Origin of the sequence: Actinosynnema sp. NPDC059335 (assembly GCF_042752395.1) — a bacterium.
Classification (GTDB): Bacteria; Actinomycetota; Actinomycetes; order Mycobacteriales; family Pseudonocardiaceae; genus Actinosynnema.
The window spans coordinates 111,970-130,812 of record NZ_JBHYXZ010000003.1; the positions used below are offsets into that span (position 1 = coordinate 111,970).

An 18,843-nucleotide genomic window follows, 5' to 3' on the forward strand; every position below is an offset into this window, starting at 1 on the left:
GCTTTTCCGCGTGGCGGACAACGCTGGCACGGGGTCGAAGCTCGACCGGATGCGCCGGGAACGGCCGTGGCTCGACCACCTGTTCCGCGCCGCCGCGCGCTACACGGAGAGCTACGGGGCGCACTACGCGGCGGCGGTGACGTACTTCAGCGTGCTGTCGCTCGTGCCGATGCTCATGATCGGGTTCGCGGTGGCCGGCTTCGTGCTGGCCTCGGAACCCGCCCTGATCGAGGAGCTGAAGGCGAGCATCGCCGAGGCCGTGCCGGGCTCGCTCGGCGACACGATCAACAACGTCGTGGAGCAGGCCATCGACTCCAAGGGCACGGTCGGCGTGCTCGGCCTGCTCACTGCGGCCTACTCCGGGCTCGGCTGGATGAGCAACCTGCGCGACGCGCTGACCGCGCAGTGGGGCCACCCGAAGCAGGACCTGCCGTTCCTCAAGACGGCGCTGAAGGACCTGCTCGCGCTCGTCACGCTCGGCGCGGCGCTGGTGGTGTCGTTCGGGCTGACGGCGGCGGGCAGCGGGCTCGCCGAGCTGGTGCTGCGGTGGGTCGGCCTGGACGGCGTCGGGTGGGCCGAGGCGATGCTGAAGGTCGGCACGATCGTGCTCGGCCTGGTGGCGAACTGGCTGGTGTTCCTGTGGGTGCTGGCCAAGCTGCCGCGCAAGCCGTTCAGCCTGCGCAGCGCGGCCAAGGGCGCGGCCGCCGCGGCGATCGTGTTCGAGGTGCTCAAGCAGGGCGGGACGCTCTACCTGAGCACCGTCACGTCGTCGCCCGCGGGCGCGGCGTTCGGGCCGATCATCGGCGTGCTGTTCTTCGCGAACCTGGTGGCGCAGTCGCTGCTGTTCATCACCGCGTGGACGGCCACGGCGCGGGAGAACCTGCTGCGCGACCCGCCCGCCCCGCCGCCGCCCGCCGTGATCCGGCCCGTGGTCGAGGTCCGCTCGGGCCCCAGCCCCCGCGCCGCCATCGGTCTGGTCGGCGCGGGGCTGCTGCTGGGGACGCTGTTCCGGCGGCGGTGAGCCGCTACGTCCAGAAGACGGCGATGCCGACGTTCACCACGACCAGGGCCGCCAGGGTGGGCGTGAGCCAGGCCGCGGGCTTCTTCTTGAGGTTGACCGCCACCAGCGCCGCGATGACGACCAGCACCAGCAGCTTCACGCCGATCTTGATGTCGTTGTAGTCCTGGTCGGTGAGCGGGGCCAGGCCCATCAGCGCCACGCCGGTGAGCAGCTGCAACGCGCTGCCGTGCAGCCAGCCCTTGTTCAGCGGGGCGTCGGCCCCGGCCCGGCGCTGGACGAAGAACATCGCGATCAGCATGCCCATGCCGAGCAGGTGCAGGAACACCAGCAGTAGGCGCACGAACTCCACGGCGGAGCCTCCAGGTGTGGTGGGTTATTCCTTCTTGGTGCGACCGCCGCCGGCGCGACCGGCGGCGCGCAGGCCGCGCACGCCCAACACGCCGATGACCGTGCCGAATGTGAGGGACGCGACGACGAGCAGCAAGTGGACGGTGAAGAACGCGGTCGGGCCGGCGTCCCACGAGCGGGGGTCCTTCCAGATGTTGCGCAGGAAGGTCGGCCAGATGATCCAGGACCACACCCCGAAGGCAAGCAGGAAGACGGACGTGCCGCGGGAGAGCTTCACCGGAGCAGTATCGGACGTGGCGGGTGCAGGTCACTCATCCGGGGTGGTTAGCCTGGGCAGGTGCGTTCCTCCGCGTTCCGACGGCCCTTCGCCCTCGTGCTGGCTGCTTGCGCGCTGATGGCCGGCGTGTCGTTCGTGGCCGCACCGACCGCCGCGGCCCAGCAGCCCTGCGAGAACAAGGTGTCACCGCCCCCGCCGGTGGACACGTCCGAACAGGTGGCCCCGGGTGAGAAGCCACCGCCTCCGATCGAGGTACCGGAGAGCCCGATCGGGGGACCACGTCTCGGTGAATGCGGGCTCGTGCTGCCGCCGAACGCGCCGGTGCCGCCGGACGGCATCACCGCCGAGAGCTGGTTGCTCGCCGACCTCGACTCCGGCGCGGTGCTGGCCGCGGTCAACCCGCACGGCCGGCAGCGGCCCGCGTCGGTGATCAAGGTGCTGCTCGCCACCGTGGTGGCCAAGGAGCTGGCCCCCGACGCGACGGTCGTGGCGACGCCCGACGACCTCGCGCAGGAGTGCACGTGCGTGGGGCTGCGCGCCGGTGCGACGTACACCGTCGAGCAGATGCTCCAGGCGCTGGTGATGGCGTCGGGCAACGACGTGGCGCACGCGCTGGCGCGGCGGCTGGGCGGGGTGCCGTCGGCGATCCGGAAGATGAACGCCCTCGCGGCCGAGCTGGGCGCGCTGGACACGCGGGCGGTCACACCGTCCGGGTTGGACGCGCCGGGCACCTCCACGTCGGCGTACGACGTGGCGCTGATCTACCGCGAGGCGATGAAGCACCCGGACTTCGTCAAGGCGGTGACGACGCGGCGGATCGACTTCCCGGCGGCCAACGGCGCGGGGACCGTGCCGGTCGTCAACGACAACCGGCTGCTGACCACGTACGAGGGCGCGTTGGGCGGCAAGTCGGGGTTCACCGACGACGCGCAGCACACCTACGTCGGCGCGGCGGCGCGCAACGGCAAGCGGCTCGTGGTCGTGCTGCTGCGCGGCCAGCAGCAGCCGACCCGGATGACCGACCAGGCGGCCCGGCTGCTGGACTATGGGTTCGCGCTGGAGCCGGCCGCGTCCGGCAACCCGGTCGGCCGGCTGGTGGAGGGCGCGCCGCAGGCGAAGAAGAAGACCACCGAGCCGCGTCCGACGCCGACCAGCGCCGGGGTGGGCGAGACTCACTCGACCCCGGACGCCTCCGGACCGTCCGCGATGGAGACGGCGTTCGGCAACGTGGGCGGGCCGATCACCGCCGCGGCGGGCCTGGGCCTCGTCCTGGCGTTCGTGATGTACCTGCGCAACCGCCGCGCCAAGGCGGCCCGCGCCGCCCGCGCCGCCGCCACCCGACAAACCCCTTAACCCCCGCGTGTCCTACGTTCACGTCACGCGTGTCCTACCTTCAGAACAGCCGAGTTGAACGCTCAGAACAAACAGGATCTTGTTCTGAGCGTTCAACTCGGCGTACCTGAACGTAGGACACGCGCGTTCCGAACGTAGGACACGCGCGAGGGTTAGACGCGCTTGAAGAGGAGGGCGCGTTTGACTTCCTGGATCGCCTTGGTCACCTGGATGCCGCGGGGGCACGCGTCGGTGCAGTTGAACGTCGTCCGGCAGCGCCACACGCCGTCCACGTCGTTCAGGATGTCCAGCCGTTCCTCGGCGCCCTCGTCCCGGCTGTCGAAGATGAACCGGTGCGCGTTCACGATCGCCGCCGGGCCGAAGTAGGAGCCCTCGGTCCAGTACACCGGGCACGACGTGGTGCACGCCGCGCACAGGATGCACTTGGTGGTGTCGTCGAACCGCTCCCGGTCGGCGATGGACTGCACCCGCTCGCGCGTCGGCTCGTTGCCGTACGTGATGAGGTACGGCTTGACCGCCCGGAACGCCTCGAAGAACGGCTCCATGTCGACCAGCAGGTCCTTGTGGACCGGCAGCCCCTTGATGGGCTCGATGGTGATCGTGGTCGGCTTGCCGCCGCCCGCCAGCAGGTCCTTCAGCAGCACCTTGCACGCCAGCCGGTTCACGCCGTTGATGCGCATGGCGTCCGACCCGCAGATGCCGTGGGCGCACGACCGGCGGAACGTGAGCGTCCCGTCCAGGTACCACTTCACGTAGTGCAGCAGGTTCAGCACGCGGTCCGACGGCAGGGCCGGGATCTCGAACGAGTCCCAGCGCGGCTCGTCGTCCACCTCCGGGTTGAACCGGCGGATCTTCAGGGTGACGGTGATCGCGCCGTCCGGCACCGGGGGCTGGTTGCCGCGCGAGCCGGTGGACACTTCAGCGGTAGCGGTCATCAGTACTTGCGCTCCATCGGCTGGTACCGGGTGAACGTCACGGGCTTGTAGTCGAGCCGGATGTCGGCCAGCAAGCCTTCGCCCTGCTTGTAGTACATGCTGTGGCGCATGAAGTTCGTGTCGTCGCGGTTCGGGTAGTCCTCGCGCGCGTGACCGCCGCGGGACTCCTTGCGCGCCAACGCGCCCACGACGAGAACCTCGGCCAGCTCCAGGAGGAAGCCCAGCTCGACCGCTTCCAGCAGGTCGGTGTTGAACCGCTTCCCCTTGTCCTGCACGGTGATCCGCTGGTACCGCTCCTTCAACGCCTGCACGTCGTGCAGCGCCTGCTTGAGCGTGTCCTCGGTGCGGTACACCGACGCGTTGGCGTCCATCGTGGCCTGCAGCTCGGTGCGGATGTCCGCCACGCGCTCCTCGCCGTGCTCGGACAGCACGAGCGCCACCTGGGCCTCGACGGCCGCGGCGGGGTTCTCCGGCAGGTCCACGTGGTCGTGCGCCAGCGCGTACTCGGCGGCGGCGATGCCCGCGCGCCGGCCGAACACGTTGATGTCCAGCAACGAGTTCGTGCCGAGCCGGTTCGCGCCGTGCACGGACACGCACGCGCACTCGCCCGCGGCGTAGAGGCCGGGCACGACGTTGTCGTTGTCCCGCAGCACCTCGCCGTGCACGTTGGTCGGGATGCCGCCCATCGCGTAGTGCGCGGTCGGGTAGACCGGCACCGGCTCCTTCACCGGGTCGACCGCGAGGTAGGTGCGGGCGAACTCGGTGATGTCGGGCAGCTTGGTCTCCAGCACCTCCGCGCCCAGGTGCGTGCAGTCCAGCAGCACGTAGTCCTTGTTGGGGCCCGCGCCGCGGCCCTCCAGCACCTCCAGCGCCATCGACCGGGCCACGATGTCGCGCGGCGCGAGGTCCTTGATGGTGGGGGCGTAGCGCTCCATGAACCGCTCGCCGGACGCGTTGCGCAGGATCGCGCCCTCGCCGCGCGCGCCCTCGGTGAGCAGGATGCCCAGGCCCGCCAGGCCGGTCGGGTGGAACTGGTAGAACTCCATGTCCTCCAGCGGCAGGCCCTTGCGGAACACGATGCCCATGCCGTCGCCGGTCAGCGTGTGCGCGTTGGACGTGGTCTTGAAGACCTTGCCGAAGCCGCCGGTGGCGAACACCACGGACTTGGCCTGGAACACGTGGATCTCGCCGGTCGCCAGCTCGTAGGCCACCGCGCCGGTGCAGACCGGGCCGTTGTCGGTCTCGGTCAGGCAGATGTCGAGCACGTAGAACTCGTTGAAGAACTCGATCCCGTGCTTGACGCAGTTCTGGTACAGCGTCTGGAGGATCATGTGGCCGGTGCGGTCGGCCGCGTAGCAGGCCCGGCGCACGGCCGCCTCGCCGTGGTTGCGGGTGTGGCCGCCGAACCGCCGCTGGTCGATCTTGCCCTCGGGCGTGCGGTTGAACGGCAGGCCCATCTTCTCCAGGTCGAGGACCGCGTCGATGGCCTCCTTCGCCATGATCTCGGCGGCGTCCTGGTCGACCAGGTAGTCACCGCCCTTGATCGTGTCGAAGGTGTGCCACTCCCAGTTGTCCTCCTCCACGTTCGCGAGCGCGGCGCACATGCCGCCCTGCGCCGCGCCCGTGTGGGAACGCGTGGGGTAGAGCTTGGTGAGCACGGCCGTGCGCGCCCGCTGGCCGGCCTCGATCGCCGCGCGCATCCCGGCGCCACCCGCGCCGATGATCACGACGTCGTACTTGTGGAACTGCATGGCTTTGAGCACTCCCCGCGGCGGGTCAGTCGGTGATGTTCGGGTCGAAGGTGAAGATCACGTAGGTGCCGAGGGCGATGATCAGCACCATCGACGAGTAGAGCAGCACCTTGAGCCAGAACCGGGTCGCGTCCTTGCGGGCGTAGTCGTTGATCACGGTGCGCAGGCCGTTGCCGCCGTGGATCTGGGCCAGCCACAGCATCGCCAGGTCCCAGAACTGCCAGAACGGCGACGCCCACCGGCCGGCGACGAAGCCGAAGTTGATGCGGTGCACGCCGCCGTCGAGGATGTTCATGATGAACAGGTGCCCGAGCACCAGCACCACCAGCGCGACGCCCGAGATGCGCATGAACAGCCAGCTGTACAGCTCGAAGTTGCTGCGGCGGGCGGCGGGGCGGCGCGGCGAGCGCGGCTTGTCGAGGGTCAGGGACTCGCTCATGATCAGTGACCCCCACCGAACAGGTCGGTAACCGTGCGGACCATCATGTAGTAGGTGCCGGGGATCATCACCAGCACCCAGACGACGAGCACCGCCCACAGCATCTGCTTCTGGAAGCGGGCGCCCTTCTCCCAGAAGTCGACGAGCATCACGCGGATGCCGTTGAGCGCGTGGTAGAGGACCGCGCCGACCAGGCCGACCTCGAACAGGTTGACGACCGGGTTCTTGTAGGTCTCGATGACCTTGTCGTACGCGTCCGGCGACACCCGCACCAGCGCGGTGTCCAGGACGTGCGCGAACAGGAAGAAGAACGTCAACACGCCGGTGATGCGGTGGGCTACCCAGGACCACATGCCCAGGTCGCCGCGGTAGAGCGTTCCGCCCCCCTTAGAGGTGCCCGCCCGCTCGGGTGCGGTGGTGCCGGCCATGAGCTACGGCCTCCAGCGTCGGTGGTGGACTGGTCTCCGGTACTCGATTCCAGTACGCGGACCTTGACCAGCCGATGCTAGTCCCGTGAACATCACCCGACCCAACGGCCCGACCCGTCTGTGAGCGACGAGACACCCGGTGGGCGCTGGATCGATTCGCCTCACACCGGGCGCGGCGGCGCTGTGCGGCGCCGGTCACACGATCGCGTGACCGGCACCGTCCACCTGGGACGTCAGCGCGGCCGGTAGGTCGCGACACCGTCCACGATGACCACGTCGACGTGCACCTCGCCGGTCACCGGGGGCCCGAACGGGGTCAGCCGGCGCAGCGGCTGGGGGTCGTTCGGGCGGTGGATGACGACGTTCTCACCCAACTGGGTGGCGAGGAGGCGGCCGGCGAGGTCGCGGGCGTTGGCCGCCATGACGTCCTCGTCGCTGTTCTTGAGCGCCCAGTTGTTGCTCTCCACCAGCGCGTTGTAGAGGTGGCCCTTGCGCATGGCGTGGTCCACCGTGAACCGCGCCACGTCCTCGGGCAGGGTGGCGGCCCGCGCCACCACGTCGCGGCGCAGCGCGACCGGCTGGAGCCCCCGCGCCTGCGCGACCGCCGCGTACAGCCCGCCGGGCGCGGGCGGCGCGCCGGTGGGCAGCAGGTCGTTGGCGATGAACCGCAGGTGCCTGGCGGCCTCGCTGACGTGGTCGGACGCGAGCAGGCCGTGCGCGGCCACCAGCTTGTGCTGCTGCGACACGCCCACGTCCACGCCGGGGAAGCCGCGGGCCGGGGTGGAGATGGCCGGGTTGAGCGGGTTCGACCCGGCCATCTGCCGGCGGGTGGCCGGGTCCGGGTGCCACGGCGGGCGGGGGCCCGTGGTGGGCGGCAGGCGCAGCGGCTCGGCGTCGGCGTAGGCGTTCGTGCGCAGCGCGGCGCGCTGGTCGGCGAACTTCGTGCCCTTCTTGCCGGGCTTGCCGTCCACGAACCGCTCGGTGATCGTCACCCAGCCCATGTGCGACTGGCCCAGGACGCCGGTCGTGAGCAGCTCGTAGGCCAGCCGGGACAGGTCGGTGTCGGTCGCGCCGTCCACGAAGTCGACCGCGAACGACTGCCCGCGCAGCGGGTGGCGGTTGTTCTCCGCGTCCACCCGCAGCGCCTCCGCCACCCGCGCCGGGTCGGGGTCGCCGAGGGTGTGCAGGCTGGTCAGCTCGACCTCGTTGATGCCGTTCAGCCGGCGGCCGAGCATGCCGAACTCGGCCTTGCCCTCGCCGAACCGCACGTGCGGGTACGCGAGCGGCACGAGCCCGTCGAAGAACAGGTTCGGCTCCGGCGTGTACGGCAGCAGCGGGTGGATCGCCGCCTGGTTGCGCCGGGTGTGCATGTCCGCCGCGATCTGGTGCTCGAACTCGGCGATGAACTCGTCGTCGTTCGCGCGGTCGCGCAGCTGCTGCTTCAGCTGGGGCGACGTGTCGGCGTCCTCGTCGATCCGCCGGTGCAGGTCGGCGCGCAGCCGGGCCGCGTCGCCGACCCGGTAGCCGCCGCCGACGACCAGCGGGCGCAGCGGCGCGCTCACGCCGTCCTGGTCCACGACCGCGAGGCCGTCCGCGACGTGCTGGAACACGTGCCGCCCGTCCGGGACGCGCCGGTCGGCCACGTCGAAGTCCATCACCGCCACGTACGGGTGAGCGCCGTTGTGGGCCAGCGCGGTCACCGCGAACTGGTGCGCGTTGCTGTCCAGGACGTGGTTGCGGGTCGCGCCGAACTTGAACGACCCGCCGTGCGGCGGCAGCGCGACCAGGGCGACGGGCTCCGGGCGGCCGTTGACCACCGGCGCGGCGCGGTGCAGGGCCTGGTCGATCGCGGGCTGGTCGGCGGCGTTGACGCCGATGACGAAAGCGACCCTGCCCTGCACGTCCGGCGGGGTGTTCGCCATGACGCTGGTCATCACGTCGTGGAGGCTCTGCGCGTTCAGGTCGCTCGCCCGGACGATCATGTTCACCACGAACGCGGGCGGCTCGTCCCGCCGGATGCCGTCGTCGGTCAGGGTCAGGTAGTTGCCGCGGTCGACCGGGGTGAGGGTCTTGCCGCCGGCCAGCGCCGCGAACGCCGCGTTGTGCACGCCGCCGTCGTTGGCGAGCGTGACCGGCGGCGCGGCCTCGGCCATCTCCACGTCGGAGCCCGCGTCGGAATCGGCGTCGGAGTCGGCGTCCGGGTCGTCCAGCGTGAGCCCGGCGAGCAGCCGGGTCGGCGGCGCGGGGAGCGCCGGACCCTCGTCCGCGGCCTTGCGCTTGCGCTTCGGCGCGTTCGGCGCGGCCACGTCCGGGTCCTGGACGTGCGGGCCCGCGGCGGATGGGGTGTGCGGCGACTCCAGCGCGCGCATCCGGTTCTCGACCAGCCACAGGTTGCGCGGCTTGAGGCTCGCGTCGGCGGCGTCGATGCCCGCCGTCATGGGGGCGTTGTCGCCGACGACGCGGCCCTTGCCGTCCTGGTGCTGGAAGATCGGCTTGACCGCGTCGGTCTCCAGGTACTCGTCGTGCAGGCCGAGGAAGTGGCCGACCTCGTGGGCGAGGCGGCGGGGGTCGGTGTCCACCGGCCAGGAGAGCTGGTCGGCCCGGGCGCCGGGCGCGGCGACCTCGATCGTGGCGTGGGCGTCGGCGGGGTCGGTGGGGAATTCGACGGTGACGTGGAACTGCTCGCCGCCCGGCAGCCGGTGGCCCTGGTTGAACAGCTCCTGCACGCCCTCCCGGGCCCGTCGCCGGAGGTCGGCGACCTGGTCCGGCGTGGCGTCGCCGGGGGCGACGTGCAGCTTCACGGTGAGGTCCACGACGGGGGCGCCGTCGACCTCGAACCGGCGGATGTCGTAGGCGATCGGCCCGCGCCAGGCCCGCAGGTCCACGTTCGTGGGGGTGATCGTGGAGCTGGAGAGCACACCGCCGTCCTCGCCGCGGACGCGGCTGGTGATCGGTGCGGTGGTGCGGGCGTTGGTGATGTCGGTGGTGGTGGCGGGTGCGGGGTTGGTGAACCAGTCTGCGGTGGGTGCGGTGCTGTGTCGCCAGGACGGGTCGTCGAGGACGGGGTGGGGTCCGGCCGGTTGCGTGGAGGTGATGACGGTGTCGGTGACCTTGGTGCCGACCGGTGCGGCGGGTGGGACCCACCCTTCGGGGCGTTTGAGGTCCCAGTCGACGTGGACGTCGGTGGTCGCGGTGGTGGTGACGCCGATGGTGGTGTCGCCGATGGTGGTGTCGACGCCGTGGGCGGCGAGGGCGTCGGCGACGAGCCGGGCGTTCGGGCCGGTGACGGTGACGGCTGGGTGCCGATAGCCGTTGCGGTCGCGGATCGCGTTCTGCTCGGCGATCTCGGCGGCCAGCGCGTCGAGGTCGGCCCGGTTCTCCGGCGTCAGGTCGGCGTAGGACCGCTCCGGCCGGGGGCCGCGCTCCGGGCGGGTCTCCGGGCCGGTCGGCGGCGTGGGCACGGCCAGGGGCTCCGGTGCGGTGCCCGGCCGGGGCGGCGCGCTCGGCGCCGTGACCGTCACGACGGGCACCGAACCCGGCGCCGGCGGGTTGCCGTTGAAGCGGTCGACCTGCGCCTCGACCACCCGCTTCGCCTGCCACCACGCCAGCTCGGCCTCGTAGGCGGCGGTGCGACTGGCGGCGACCCGCCGCTCCGCGTCGAAGACCCGCTGGTCGAGGTCCGCCCGCTGCTCCAGGGCCCCGACCTGCTCCCGGCTCGCGGCCAGCAGGTCGGCACGGGCTTGTGCCGCTTCGCGAACGGCCGCGTCCAGCTCGGCCTCGACGGCGTCGGCCGCCGTCTGCTCGTCCTGGACCCGCTGCCGTGCGGCGGGCACCTGCTGCCGGGCCTCGGCCAGCCCTTGCGCGGCCACCGGGTCGACCTCGGCGAGCGTGGTCAGGGTGTCGATGCGCGCGTTGAGGTCGTCCAGGTCGCGCCGGGCCTGCTCGACCCGGCCGGTGGCGGCGTCGAAGGCGTTCCCGCGGTCCTTGATCGCGGCCTCGGTGCGGGCCAGGTCTCCCGTCGCGGTGTCGAGGCGGGTCTTGAGCGACTCCAGGTCGAGGTCGGACTGCGCCACGTCGCCCGCGATGCCGTTGATCAGGTCCTGCGCCCGGTAGCGGTCCTGGTTGGCGGCCACCTCGGCGGTCCGCCACGCGTCCGCCCTGGCCTTCAGCTCGGTCTGCGCCGTGGCCAGCGGCGTGTCGACCGGCTTGCCCAGCAGGCCCTGGAGGTCCCGTTCGGGCACGCGCACGTCCGTCGAGCCGGGCAGCACGAGGTCGACCACCGAGGTGACGCCGTCGTAGGTCGCCACGACCCGGTACTCCACGTCGTACTCGACCAGCCCGGTGCGGCCCGCGGGCTTGAGGTTGTCGACCTTGTTGCCGGTCGGGCCGCCGGACAGCGTCGTGCCGTCCTCGCTCTTGTGCGCGAACTCGACGCCGGACACGCCGAAGTTCGGCGAGTTCACCGGGTCGGGCTGCCCCTGCGCGTCCACGGCCTTCCGGCTGAACCCGCCGGTCGCGACGGCCACGGACACGTCCGCGGTGTCGCTCACCTTGGAGTCCACCGTGGTGGCGTGCACCGCGGTGCGCGGGCTCTCCAGGTTGACCGAGTCGCTGAGCGCGTCCAGCCGCGGCTTCACCAGCCGGGCGTAGACCTTGACCTGCGCCTGCTTGCCGGACTTCAGCGAGGACTCGGTGAGCCCCGGCACGTCCAGCGGCTCGCGGAGCATCGCGGGCAGGCTCGCCTGGAGGTTCTCCGAGCTGAGCGCGGACAGCAGCGCGGCGCGCGAGCCCGTGCCGTGCCCGGTGATGCCCGCGCCGGCCCCGGCGTTCTCCAGGGCCGCGAGCGCGGCGTCGCGCAACGCGCTCGCGCCGCGCAGGCCCTCGACGGACGCCGTCGGCGGCAGGGCGGCCACGGCGTCGGTGGTGTCCGCGCCGTTGGCGAAGTCGGCGAGCGCCTGGTCGGTCGCGCGGGACGCGTCGTGCGTGGTCCGCCGGTCGGGCCGGGTGACCGGGTCCGGGCGCGGGGTGGCGCGGACGCTGTCGGCGTGCAGCCGGACGCCCAGGTCGACCGGGGTGGGCGACACCTGGCGCGCGATCTCCTGCCCGCCGCGCTCGACGACCAGCTCGAACCTCACCGGCAGCGCGTACTTCACGGCCGGGCCGCTGCCCGCGCGCAGGTGCCCGAACTGGGTGGTCGTCGCCTCGGTGACGGTCGAGGAGTGGGCGCGGCCCACGGACGCGCCGAGCTGGCCGCCGACGTTGCCGGTCAGCGGGCTGCCGGCGGCGGGCGTGGGCAGCCCGCTCGCCGGGACCTTCGCGCCGACCGACCAGGCGTGCCCCTTGCCGTGGCTCGCGCCGTCCTTGGCGGAGCCTGCCACGGTGTGCTCGATGTCCACGCCGTCGTTGACCGCGCCCTGGAAGGCGGGCGTGCCGTCCACCACGGCCTTGAGCGTGACCTGGTAGGAGTCCTTGCCGAACAGCGCGCCCGGCTTGTGCACGAGCAGCGGCACGCCGCCGTCCAGGGCGCCGTCCACGAGCGCCTGCACGCTGGTCGGCGAGGTGAAGTCGACCATGCGCTGGAGGTTGTGCATCGAGTCGTCCAGCACCGAGTCGGGCACGAGCTTGCCGCCGCGCCAGTCGCCGGTGCGGCCGTTGGCCTGGGTGATCAGGCTCGACACCAGGCCGCTCAGGTCCGGGGCCTTGTCCACCGCGCTCAGGCCCAGCGCGCTGGGCGCGCCGGAGGCGACCCGCTTCGGGGCCTGCATGGCGTCGGGAACCTTGGGCGCGGGCGGGTTCACATCGGGCAGCAGGCCCATGTCCCGCGCCACCTGCTCGCTGACCCGCACGAACACGCCGCCGGGCAGGTCCACCACGGCCTCGCGGGTGCGGAGCTGCCCGTTGACCACGGCGTTGGCGTTGCGGCTCTCCGCGACCAGCGTGAAGCTCGCGTCCATCTGCACCAGCACGGTGCGGGTCGCGTTCGCGGTCACCACGTTGCGGTCCACCGAGGCGGCCAGCTCCGTCGTGACGCCCTTGGCGCGCGACCACGGCGTCCACTTGCCCAGGACCTGGAAGCCGCTCGCGCCCCGGGGGTCCTTCGCGTTCGGCCGCCCGCCGAGCCCGGCCTGCGCGGTGACGTCGACGGCCTGGGTGTTCGACTTGCCGCCGCCCGCCTTCACGCCGCCCTGCGCGGAGTTCTCCGTGCCGGTCACGTCGGAGATGCTGACCAGCTTCGGCTTGCCCAGCCGCACGGTCGCGCCGAGGCCGCCGGTGCGGTCGGCGACGCGCCGGTCGTAGCGCAGGTCCGCGTCCTGGATGCCGGTCTCGGTCATCCGGCGCAGGTTGGCCTTGAGGTTCTCCGGGCTGAACAGGGCGTCGATCTGCGCGCGCGACACCGTGCCGAGGGCGGTCAGCGACCGGTCGCCGTGCGCGGCGTCGTCCAGCAGGGCCATGGCGTCGTCACGCAGCCGGCCCGCGCCCGTCACCGCCTCGACGTGCAGCCAGTCGTGCTCGTTCGGGGTGCGGCCGGCGGGGCTCACCAGCTCCTTGATCGTCTTGGTCGAGCCGGGCACCGGGGTGGTGCTGGGCCTGCCGGGCGCGAACCGGGACGGGTCGCCGACCATCGTGGAGCCCTCGGTGAACCACAGGTTGACCTTCCCGGAGATCGGCGGGAGGTCGCCGGGCGCGGTGCCGGTCCGGGCGATGGTCGTGGGCTGCGGCGCCTGCGCGCCGGGCGTGCCGAACCAGGACCGCTGGACCCAGGCGCGCGGCCTGCTGTAGGTCTGGACCTCGATCTCGAACTCGACGTCGTTCTCGAACACGTGCGAGAACTCGTTGCCGACGTTGAGCGACGTGCTGCTCACGGTCGGGCCGGACGTCGTCTTCACCGCGTCGCTGTTGGTGAACTTCACGCCCACGCCGGCCTGCGGCGCGAGGCTCGCGCTGCCCGGCTTGACGTTCGCGCCCCCCTTGCCCTCGACGCCCGCGGTCCACGTCTTCGTGGTCGTGGTGGTGGCGTCGAGCTTCGGCGCGGCGGACGACGAGCCGCGCACGAAGTGCAGGCCCGCCTCGCCCTTGTACGCCGGGTTGGCGACCTTGGCCTTCACCAGCACGGTCACGTAGTGGTTGTGCGCCTTGCCCCGGCGCTTGAGCACCACCGGCACGCCCGGCCCGAGCAGGCTGTCCATCTGGGCGCGCAGCGCGGTGGGCGACAGCTTCGCGGTGAGCACCTGCTGGTTGTTGAGCTGCTCCAGGTGCTCGGCGAAGTTCTTGCCGGACCGGTTCGGCCGGGCGCCCGGGTCGTTGCCCGGCAGGAACGCGGCGAACTCGGGCCGCGCCAGCAGGGTCTGCTCGACCTGCGCCTGCACGTCGGCGGCCCGCTCGAACCGGCCCACCTTCACGTTGCCCGCGGCCAGGCCGGCCTCCAGGTACGGCGGCTGGTGGCGGGTGAGCGGGCCGGGCGGCACGGTCAGGCCGGGCTGGTTGCCGTTCGCGAGCGGCGCGACCGGCACCCGCGGCGCGTTCGGGTCGGCGGCGGCCAGGACGTCGTTGAGCGCGGTCACCTCGTCCAGGCCGAGGCGCAGGTAGGCGGTGACCGGCTTGACCACCGGCTGCCCCGTCGGGCCGACCACGGTGACGTCGGCGGTGACCTTGTACAGGCCGGTGTTGCCCTTGATCATCACACCGGTGCGGTTCGTGGTGGTCGCGCCCGCCGACACCGACTCGGTCTTCTTCGCCGAGTAGCCGCCCGCGACACCGCCCGAGCCGACGCCGACCGAGGGCGCGCCGATCCCGCCGCCGACGGCGGCCGAGAAGTCGAACCCGCTGCTGGTCCCCGCGCTGACGCCGGTGCTCGACACGGCGGAGTCGTGCAGGCGCAGCTGCGACGCGCCCGGCGTGCCGACCAGCTGGATGTCGGTGAGCGACGCGGTCATCTTCACCGAGCCCGCGTAGCTGTCGCTCTTGCTGGTCAGCGCGGGCGAGGTGACCCAGCCGCCGAGCAGCGCGCCGAGGTTGTCCCGGATCGAGGTGGCGCCGAGGAACTCGCGCAGCGCGTCCCGACCGGGCGCTCCGGGCTTGGTGAGCGAGGGGTGCAGGGTCGCCTTGACGTCGTTGAACAGGGCCTGCGGGTCCTGGTCGATCACGGCCTCGGGCACCGGGAACTCCAGCTTGGCGCCGGCGCCCGCGGGCAGGGGCACGACGGGTGACGCGTGCGTGGTGTCCAGGTCGGTGGTCAGGTCGTTCGGCACCTGGAGGGTGATCGAGACCGGCGCGGCCGGCGTCGACCGGACCGTGTCCGAGCCCACCACGCGGCCCGCGTCGTCGTAGAGGTTGACGGTGAACTCCAGGTCCACGTCGACGTCCGCCGAGCCGCCGCCGGAGCGGATGATCCGGTTGTCGACGGTGGAGCTGGTGGTGGTGCCGGTCACGGCCGGGGTGGACAGCGGGGCCTTGAGGCCGAGCTGGCCGTACGCGCCGAGGCCCTGGGACGCCGTGACCGAGCCGCCGACGTCGTTGGCCGTGGTCAGCGCGGTCGTCGTGGAGCTGGTCGCACCGCTGTTGACCTGCATGTCGACCTTGGGCGACGAGGTCGGCACGGGCGCGGTGGCGGGCGGCCGGAGGCGCGCGGTGACGTGCGCGTCGAAGAACCGGTTGCCGACCTGGACCTGCATCCGGCGGCCGTGGCCGAGGAACGACTCCAGGTTGGTGGTGATCTCCCGGCCGATCCGGGCCGTCCCCTGCGGGGTGACGCCCGGCACCTGCGGCAGCAGGTTCTCCACGGCGGTGACGACCTGGTCCACGCCGCGCGGGTCGCGGGCGGTGACGCTGCCGAGCGCCTGGTTGTCCTGGAGGAACCGGGGCGCGACGCCGGGCAGCACGGCCGCGGGCGTGCGCGGATGCGCGATCATCTGCAACGGCATCGGGGCCGGGGCGCGGTGGAAGCCCGGCGCGTTCGGCGGCGCCACGTCCGCGTCCGCCGACCCGACCGCCGGGTCGTTGACGGACTCCAGCGCGTGCATCCGGTTCTCGACCAGCCACAGGTTGCGCGGCTTGAGGCTCACGTCGGCCTCGTCGATGCCGTCGGTCATCGGGGCGTTGTCGTGCACGACGCGCCCCTTGCCCTCCTGGTGCTGGAAGATCGGCTTCGCCTGCCCGGTCTCGAAGTACTCGTCGTGCAGGCCGAGGAAGTGGCCGACCTCGTGGGCGAGGCGGCGGGGGTCGGTGTCCACGGGCCAACTCAGCTGGTTGGCGCGGCCGTCCGGCGCGGCGACCTTGACCGTGGCGTGGGCGTCGGCGGGGTCGGTGGGGAATTCGACGGTGACGTGGAACTGCTCGCCGCCCGGCAGCCGGTGGCCCTGGTTGAACAGCTCCTGCACGCCCTCGCGGGTGCGCCGCTGGATCTCGGCGAGCTGCGCGGGGTCGGCGTGGCCCGCCGGGTCGAGGTGCACCTTGACGGTGAAGTCGCGGACCGGGGTGCCGTTCACGTCGAACACGCGGGTGTCGTACGCGATCGGGCCGCGCCACGCCTTCATCTTCACGCCGTCGGGACCGACGGTGGTGGTGTTCAGGACACCGCCGTCCTCGCCGCGGACGTGGCCGGTGATCGGTGCGGTGGTGCGGGCGTTGGTGATGTCGGTGGTGGTGGCGGGTGTGGGGTTGGTGAACCAGTCGGCGGTGGGTGCGGTGCTGTGTCGCCAGGACGGGTCGTCGAGGACGGGGTGGGGTCCGGCCGGCTCGGTGGAGGTGATGACGGTGTCGGTGACCTTGGTGCCGACCGGTGCGGCGGGCGGGGTCCAGCCGTCGGGGCGTTTGAGGTCCCAGTCGACGTGGACGTCGGTGGTCGCGGTGGTGGTGACGTCCGCGGTGGCGTCGATGCCGTGGGCGGCGAGGGCGTCGGCGACGAGCTGGGCGTTCGGGCCGGTGACGGTGACGGTCGGGCGCTGGTAGCCGTTGCGGTCGCGCACGTCGTTCTGCTCGACCAGGTCCTTCGCCAGGCCGTCGAGGGTCGCCCGGTCGGTCGGGGGCAGGTCCGTCGTGCCGGGTGACAGGTCGAACGACCGCTCCGGCTTCGGGCCGCGGACCTCGCGCGGCGCGGTGGCCGCGGCCGGCGGGGCGACCTGCGGCACGCCCGGCTGGGTGACCGGCGCGTCGCGGTTCAGCGGCGGTGCGGTCGGCGACGTGACGGACGGGGTGCCGGTGTTCGGCTGTGTGCCGTTCGCGGTGGTGTCGGCCGGCGGAGCGCTGCTCGGGAGCGCGTTGTTCGCCGTGGTATCGGCCGGGGGCGTGCTGTTCGGCGTGGCGCCGGGCGGAGGCGGCGGGGTGCCGTTGTCCGTCGGCGTGGTGGCCGGTGCGGGCGCCGGGGTCGCGTTGTAGGCGTCGACGCGCTGGTCGACCACGCGCTTGGCGTCCCACCACGCCTGCTGGCGCGCGTCCGCCGTCTGCCGGCGGTCGTTCAGCACCACCTCGGCCGCGGTGATCTTGGCCTGCTGCGCGTCCCGCGCGGCGAGCAGCGCGTCGTAGCGGGCGCGCTTCGCGTCGCGGTCCGCCGTCGTGTCGCGGACCGTCCGCTGCTGGTCGCGCAGGTCGGTCTTGGCCTGGTCGAGGGTGTCGCGCGCGGTCGCCAGGTCGTCGCGGGCGGTGGCCAGGTCGCGCTCGGCCCTCACCAGGTCGGCGGTGGCCCGGTCGGCGGCCTCCTTCGCGTCGCGCCGCGCGTCCAGGTCGGTCGCGTGCCGCGCCTTGGCGTCGTCCAGCTCGGCGGCCAGCCGGTCCACGTCGGCCCGCGCGCCGTCCCGGGCGGTCGTCGCGGTGTCCACCGCGCCCGCCAGGCCCTGCTCCACGGCCGGGTCGACCGGCGGCGCGCCCTCGGCGGGCGGCGGGGCGGCCCGGTGGTCGGCGAGCGCCTGCTCGGCCGCGGCCAGCTCCCGCTGCGCCGCGTCCAGCCGCGCCCGCGCCTCGCCGAGCCGGAACTCCAGGTCGGCGACGGTGTCGGCGGACGACTCCACGTCCGCGGTCGCGTCCCGCAACGCCTCGTCGGCGTTCTGCGCGGCCACGTCCAGCTCGCCGACCCGGGTGTGCAGGTCCTTGACCCGCTGCTGGAGGTCGGCCACGGAGCCGCGCGCGTCGGCCACGGCCCGCTCCAGGCCGTCGACCTTGCCCGACTCGGCGGCCACGGCGTCGATCACGCCGTTCAGGTCGTTGCTCAGCGCGTTCATCTCGACGTCGGTCTTGGCCAGCTCGGCGGCGGCCGCGTTGATCGCGTCCTGCGCCGCGTGCCGGGCCCGGTCGACCTCGATCTCCGCGTCGCGCCAGCTCTTCGCGGCCGCGGCGACGTCGTCCTGCGCCTTGGCCAGCTCCGCGTCGAAGTCCTTGCCCAGCACCGCCTGGGCCTCGGGCGCGGGCATCCGGACCGCGGCCGAGCCCGGCACGGCCAGGTCGACCACACCGGTCTTGCCGCCGATCGTGGCGACGACCCGGTACTCGACGTCGAACTCGACCAGGCCGGTGCGGCCCTGCGCCTTGAGGTTGTTGACCTTGTTGTCGGTCGCGCCGCCGGACACCGCGTGCGAGTCCTCGGCGGCGTGCCTGACCTCGGCGCCGCCGGTGTTGAAGCCGACCGTGTCCTTGGGGTCGCCCCCCTGCTTCACGGCCGCGCCGCCGGTCCCGAAGCCCGCCGAGACGTCGGCGCTCTCGGTGACCTTGGCCTCGCCGGCGGTGGTGCTGACCACCGACTTCGGGTTCTCCAGCTTCACGCCGTCGCTGAGCGCGCCGAGCCGGGGGTTGACCAGCTTGGCGTACACCTTGACGTCGGCGTCCTGGCCGAACGTGAGCGCGGCCTCGTGCAGGCCCGGCACGTCCAGCGGCCCGTCCAGCATGCCGGGCAGGCTCGGCTGGAGGTTCTCCGAGCTGAGCGTGGACAGCAGGGTGTTCAGCGGCCCGGTGCCCTTGCCGGTGAGGCCGGGCTTCGCGCCCGCCTCGGTCAGCGCCCGCACCGCCGCGTCCCGCAGGTCCTTCACGCCGCGCAGGTTCTCCACCGACGCGCTCGGCGGCAGCGACGAGGGCGACCCCGCCCGCTGCCACGCCTGCGCCGCAGCGGGCGTGCCGAACTCGGCGCCGCGCTTGATCGCCGCCGCCATGTACGGCGGGGTCGGCCCGGCGGCCGGGTCGGCGACGCGCTGGTTGTCGGCGTGCAGCCGGATGCCCATCTCCTGGGCGCCGGTGGTGGCCTTGGCGATCTCCCGGTCGCCGCGCTCCACCACCAGCTCGAACTCGACCGGCACGGTGTACTTCGCG

General features: G+C 72.8%; 9 protein-coding genes. 2 read left to right on the top strand and 7 right to left on the bottom strand.

What is annotated here, in order from left to right:
* Nucleotides 1–49 precede the first annotated feature (49 nt).
* Complete coding sequence (gene yhjD / locus ACFXGA_RS01785; RefSeq protein WP_378083385.1) at nucleotides 50–1,021, top strand: inner membrane protein YhjD; 972 nt, start codon at nucleotides 50–52, stop codon at nucleotides 1,019–1,021.
* 4 nt (nucleotides 1,022–1,025) lie between these two features.
* Here yhjD and ACFXGA_RS01790 read toward each other — a convergent pair whose 3' ends face one another.
* Nucleotides 1,026–1,370, bottom strand: a complete 345-nt coding sequence (locus ACFXGA_RS01790; protein WP_378083363.1) for a hypothetical protein — start codon at nucleotides 1,368–1,370, stop codon at nucleotides 1,026–1,028.
* Between the two features lie 24 nt (nucleotides 1,371–1,394).
* The gene (locus ACFXGA_RS01795; RefSeq protein ID WP_378083365.1) at nucleotides 1,395–1,646 is read right to left on the bottom strand and encodes an SCO4848 family membrane protein; all 252 of its coding nucleotides are present in this window, start codon (nucleotides 1,644–1,646) and stop codon (nucleotides 1,395–1,397) included.
* 60 nt (nucleotides 1,647–1,706) lie between these two features.
* On the opposite strand from ACFXGA_RS01795, the gene ACFXGA_RS01800 reads away from it, so the two are divergent.
* Nucleotides 1,707–2,999 (top strand): D-alanyl-D-alanine carboxypeptidase family protein, encoded by a 1,293-nt coding sequence (locus ACFXGA_RS01800; protein ID WP_378083367.1) that lies wholly within the window; start codon nucleotides 1,707–1,709, stop codon nucleotides 2,997–2,999.
* A 152-nt stretch (nucleotides 3,000–3,151) separates the two neighbouring features.
* Here ACFXGA_RS01800 and ACFXGA_RS01805 read toward each other — a convergent pair whose 3' ends face one another.
* The 5 genes from ACFXGA_RS01805 to ACFXGA_RS01825 all read right to left on the bottom strand — a co-directional run bounded on the left by ACFXGA_RS01805 (nucleotide 3,152) and on the right by ACFXGA_RS01825 (nucleotide 18,830).
* The gene (locus tag ACFXGA_RS01805; protein ID WP_378083368.1) at nucleotides 3,152–3,934 is read right to left on the bottom strand and encodes a succinate dehydrogenase iron-sulfur subunit; all 783 of its coding nucleotides are present in this window, start codon (nucleotides 3,932–3,934) and stop codon (nucleotides 3,152–3,154) included.
* Nucleotides 3,934–5,685: a succinate dehydrogenase flavoprotein subunit gene (sdhA, locus tag ACFXGA_RS01810; RefSeq protein ID WP_378083370.1), complete on the bottom strand. Its 1,752-nt coding sequence runs from the start codon at nucleotides 5,683–5,685 to the stop codon at nucleotides 3,934–3,936. The genes ACFXGA_RS01805 and sdhA overlap by 1 nt, the downstream gene beginning before the upstream one ends.
* 25 nt (nucleotides 5,686–5,710) lie before the next feature.
* The gene (locus tag ACFXGA_RS01815; RefSeq protein ID WP_378083371.1) at nucleotides 5,711–6,124 is read right to left on the bottom strand and encodes a succinate dehydrogenase hydrophobic membrane anchor subunit; all 414 of its coding nucleotides are present in this window, start codon (nucleotides 6,122–6,124) and stop codon (nucleotides 5,711–5,713) included.
* A gap of 2 nt (nucleotides 6,125–6,126) precedes the next feature.
* The gene (gene sdhC, locus ACFXGA_RS01820; RefSeq protein ID WP_378083374.1) at nucleotides 6,127–6,552 is read right to left on the bottom strand and encodes a succinate dehydrogenase, cytochrome b556 subunit; all 426 of its coding nucleotides are present in this window, start codon (nucleotides 6,550–6,552) and stop codon (nucleotides 6,127–6,129) included.
* A 233-nt stretch (nucleotides 6,553–6,785) separates the two neighbouring features.
* Nucleotides 6,786–18,830 carry a hypothetical protein gene (locus tag ACFXGA_RS01825; RefSeq protein ID WP_378083377.1) on the bottom strand — a complete coding sequence of 4,015 codons (12,045 nt, stop codon included), beginning with the start codon at nucleotides 18,828–18,830 and terminating at the stop codon, nucleotides 6,786–6,788.
* Nucleotides 18,831–18,843: the final 13 nt, after the last annotated feature.

Bases quoted from the DNA above. Each gene is read 5' to 3' on its own strand.
- sdhC (WP_378083374.1), bottom strand. From the start codon at position 6,552: ATGGCCGGCACCACCGCACCCGAGCGGGCGGGCACCTCTAAGGGGGGC.
- sdhA (WP_378083370.1), bottom strand. From the start codon at position 5,685: ATGCAGTTCCACAAGTACGACGTCGTGATCATCGGCGCGGGTGGCGCC.
- ACFXGA_RS01815 (WP_378083371.1), bottom strand. From the start codon at position 6,124: ATGAGCGAGTCCCTGACCCTCGACAAGCCGCGCTCGCCGCGCCGCCCC.
- yhjD (WP_378083385.1), top strand. From the start codon at position 50: ATGCGCCGGGAACGGCCGTGGCTCGACCACCTGTTCCGCGCCGCCGCG.
- ACFXGA_RS01805 (WP_378083368.1), bottom strand. From the start codon at position 3,934: ATGACCGCTACCGCTGAAGTGTCCACCGGCTCGCGCGGCAACCAGCCC.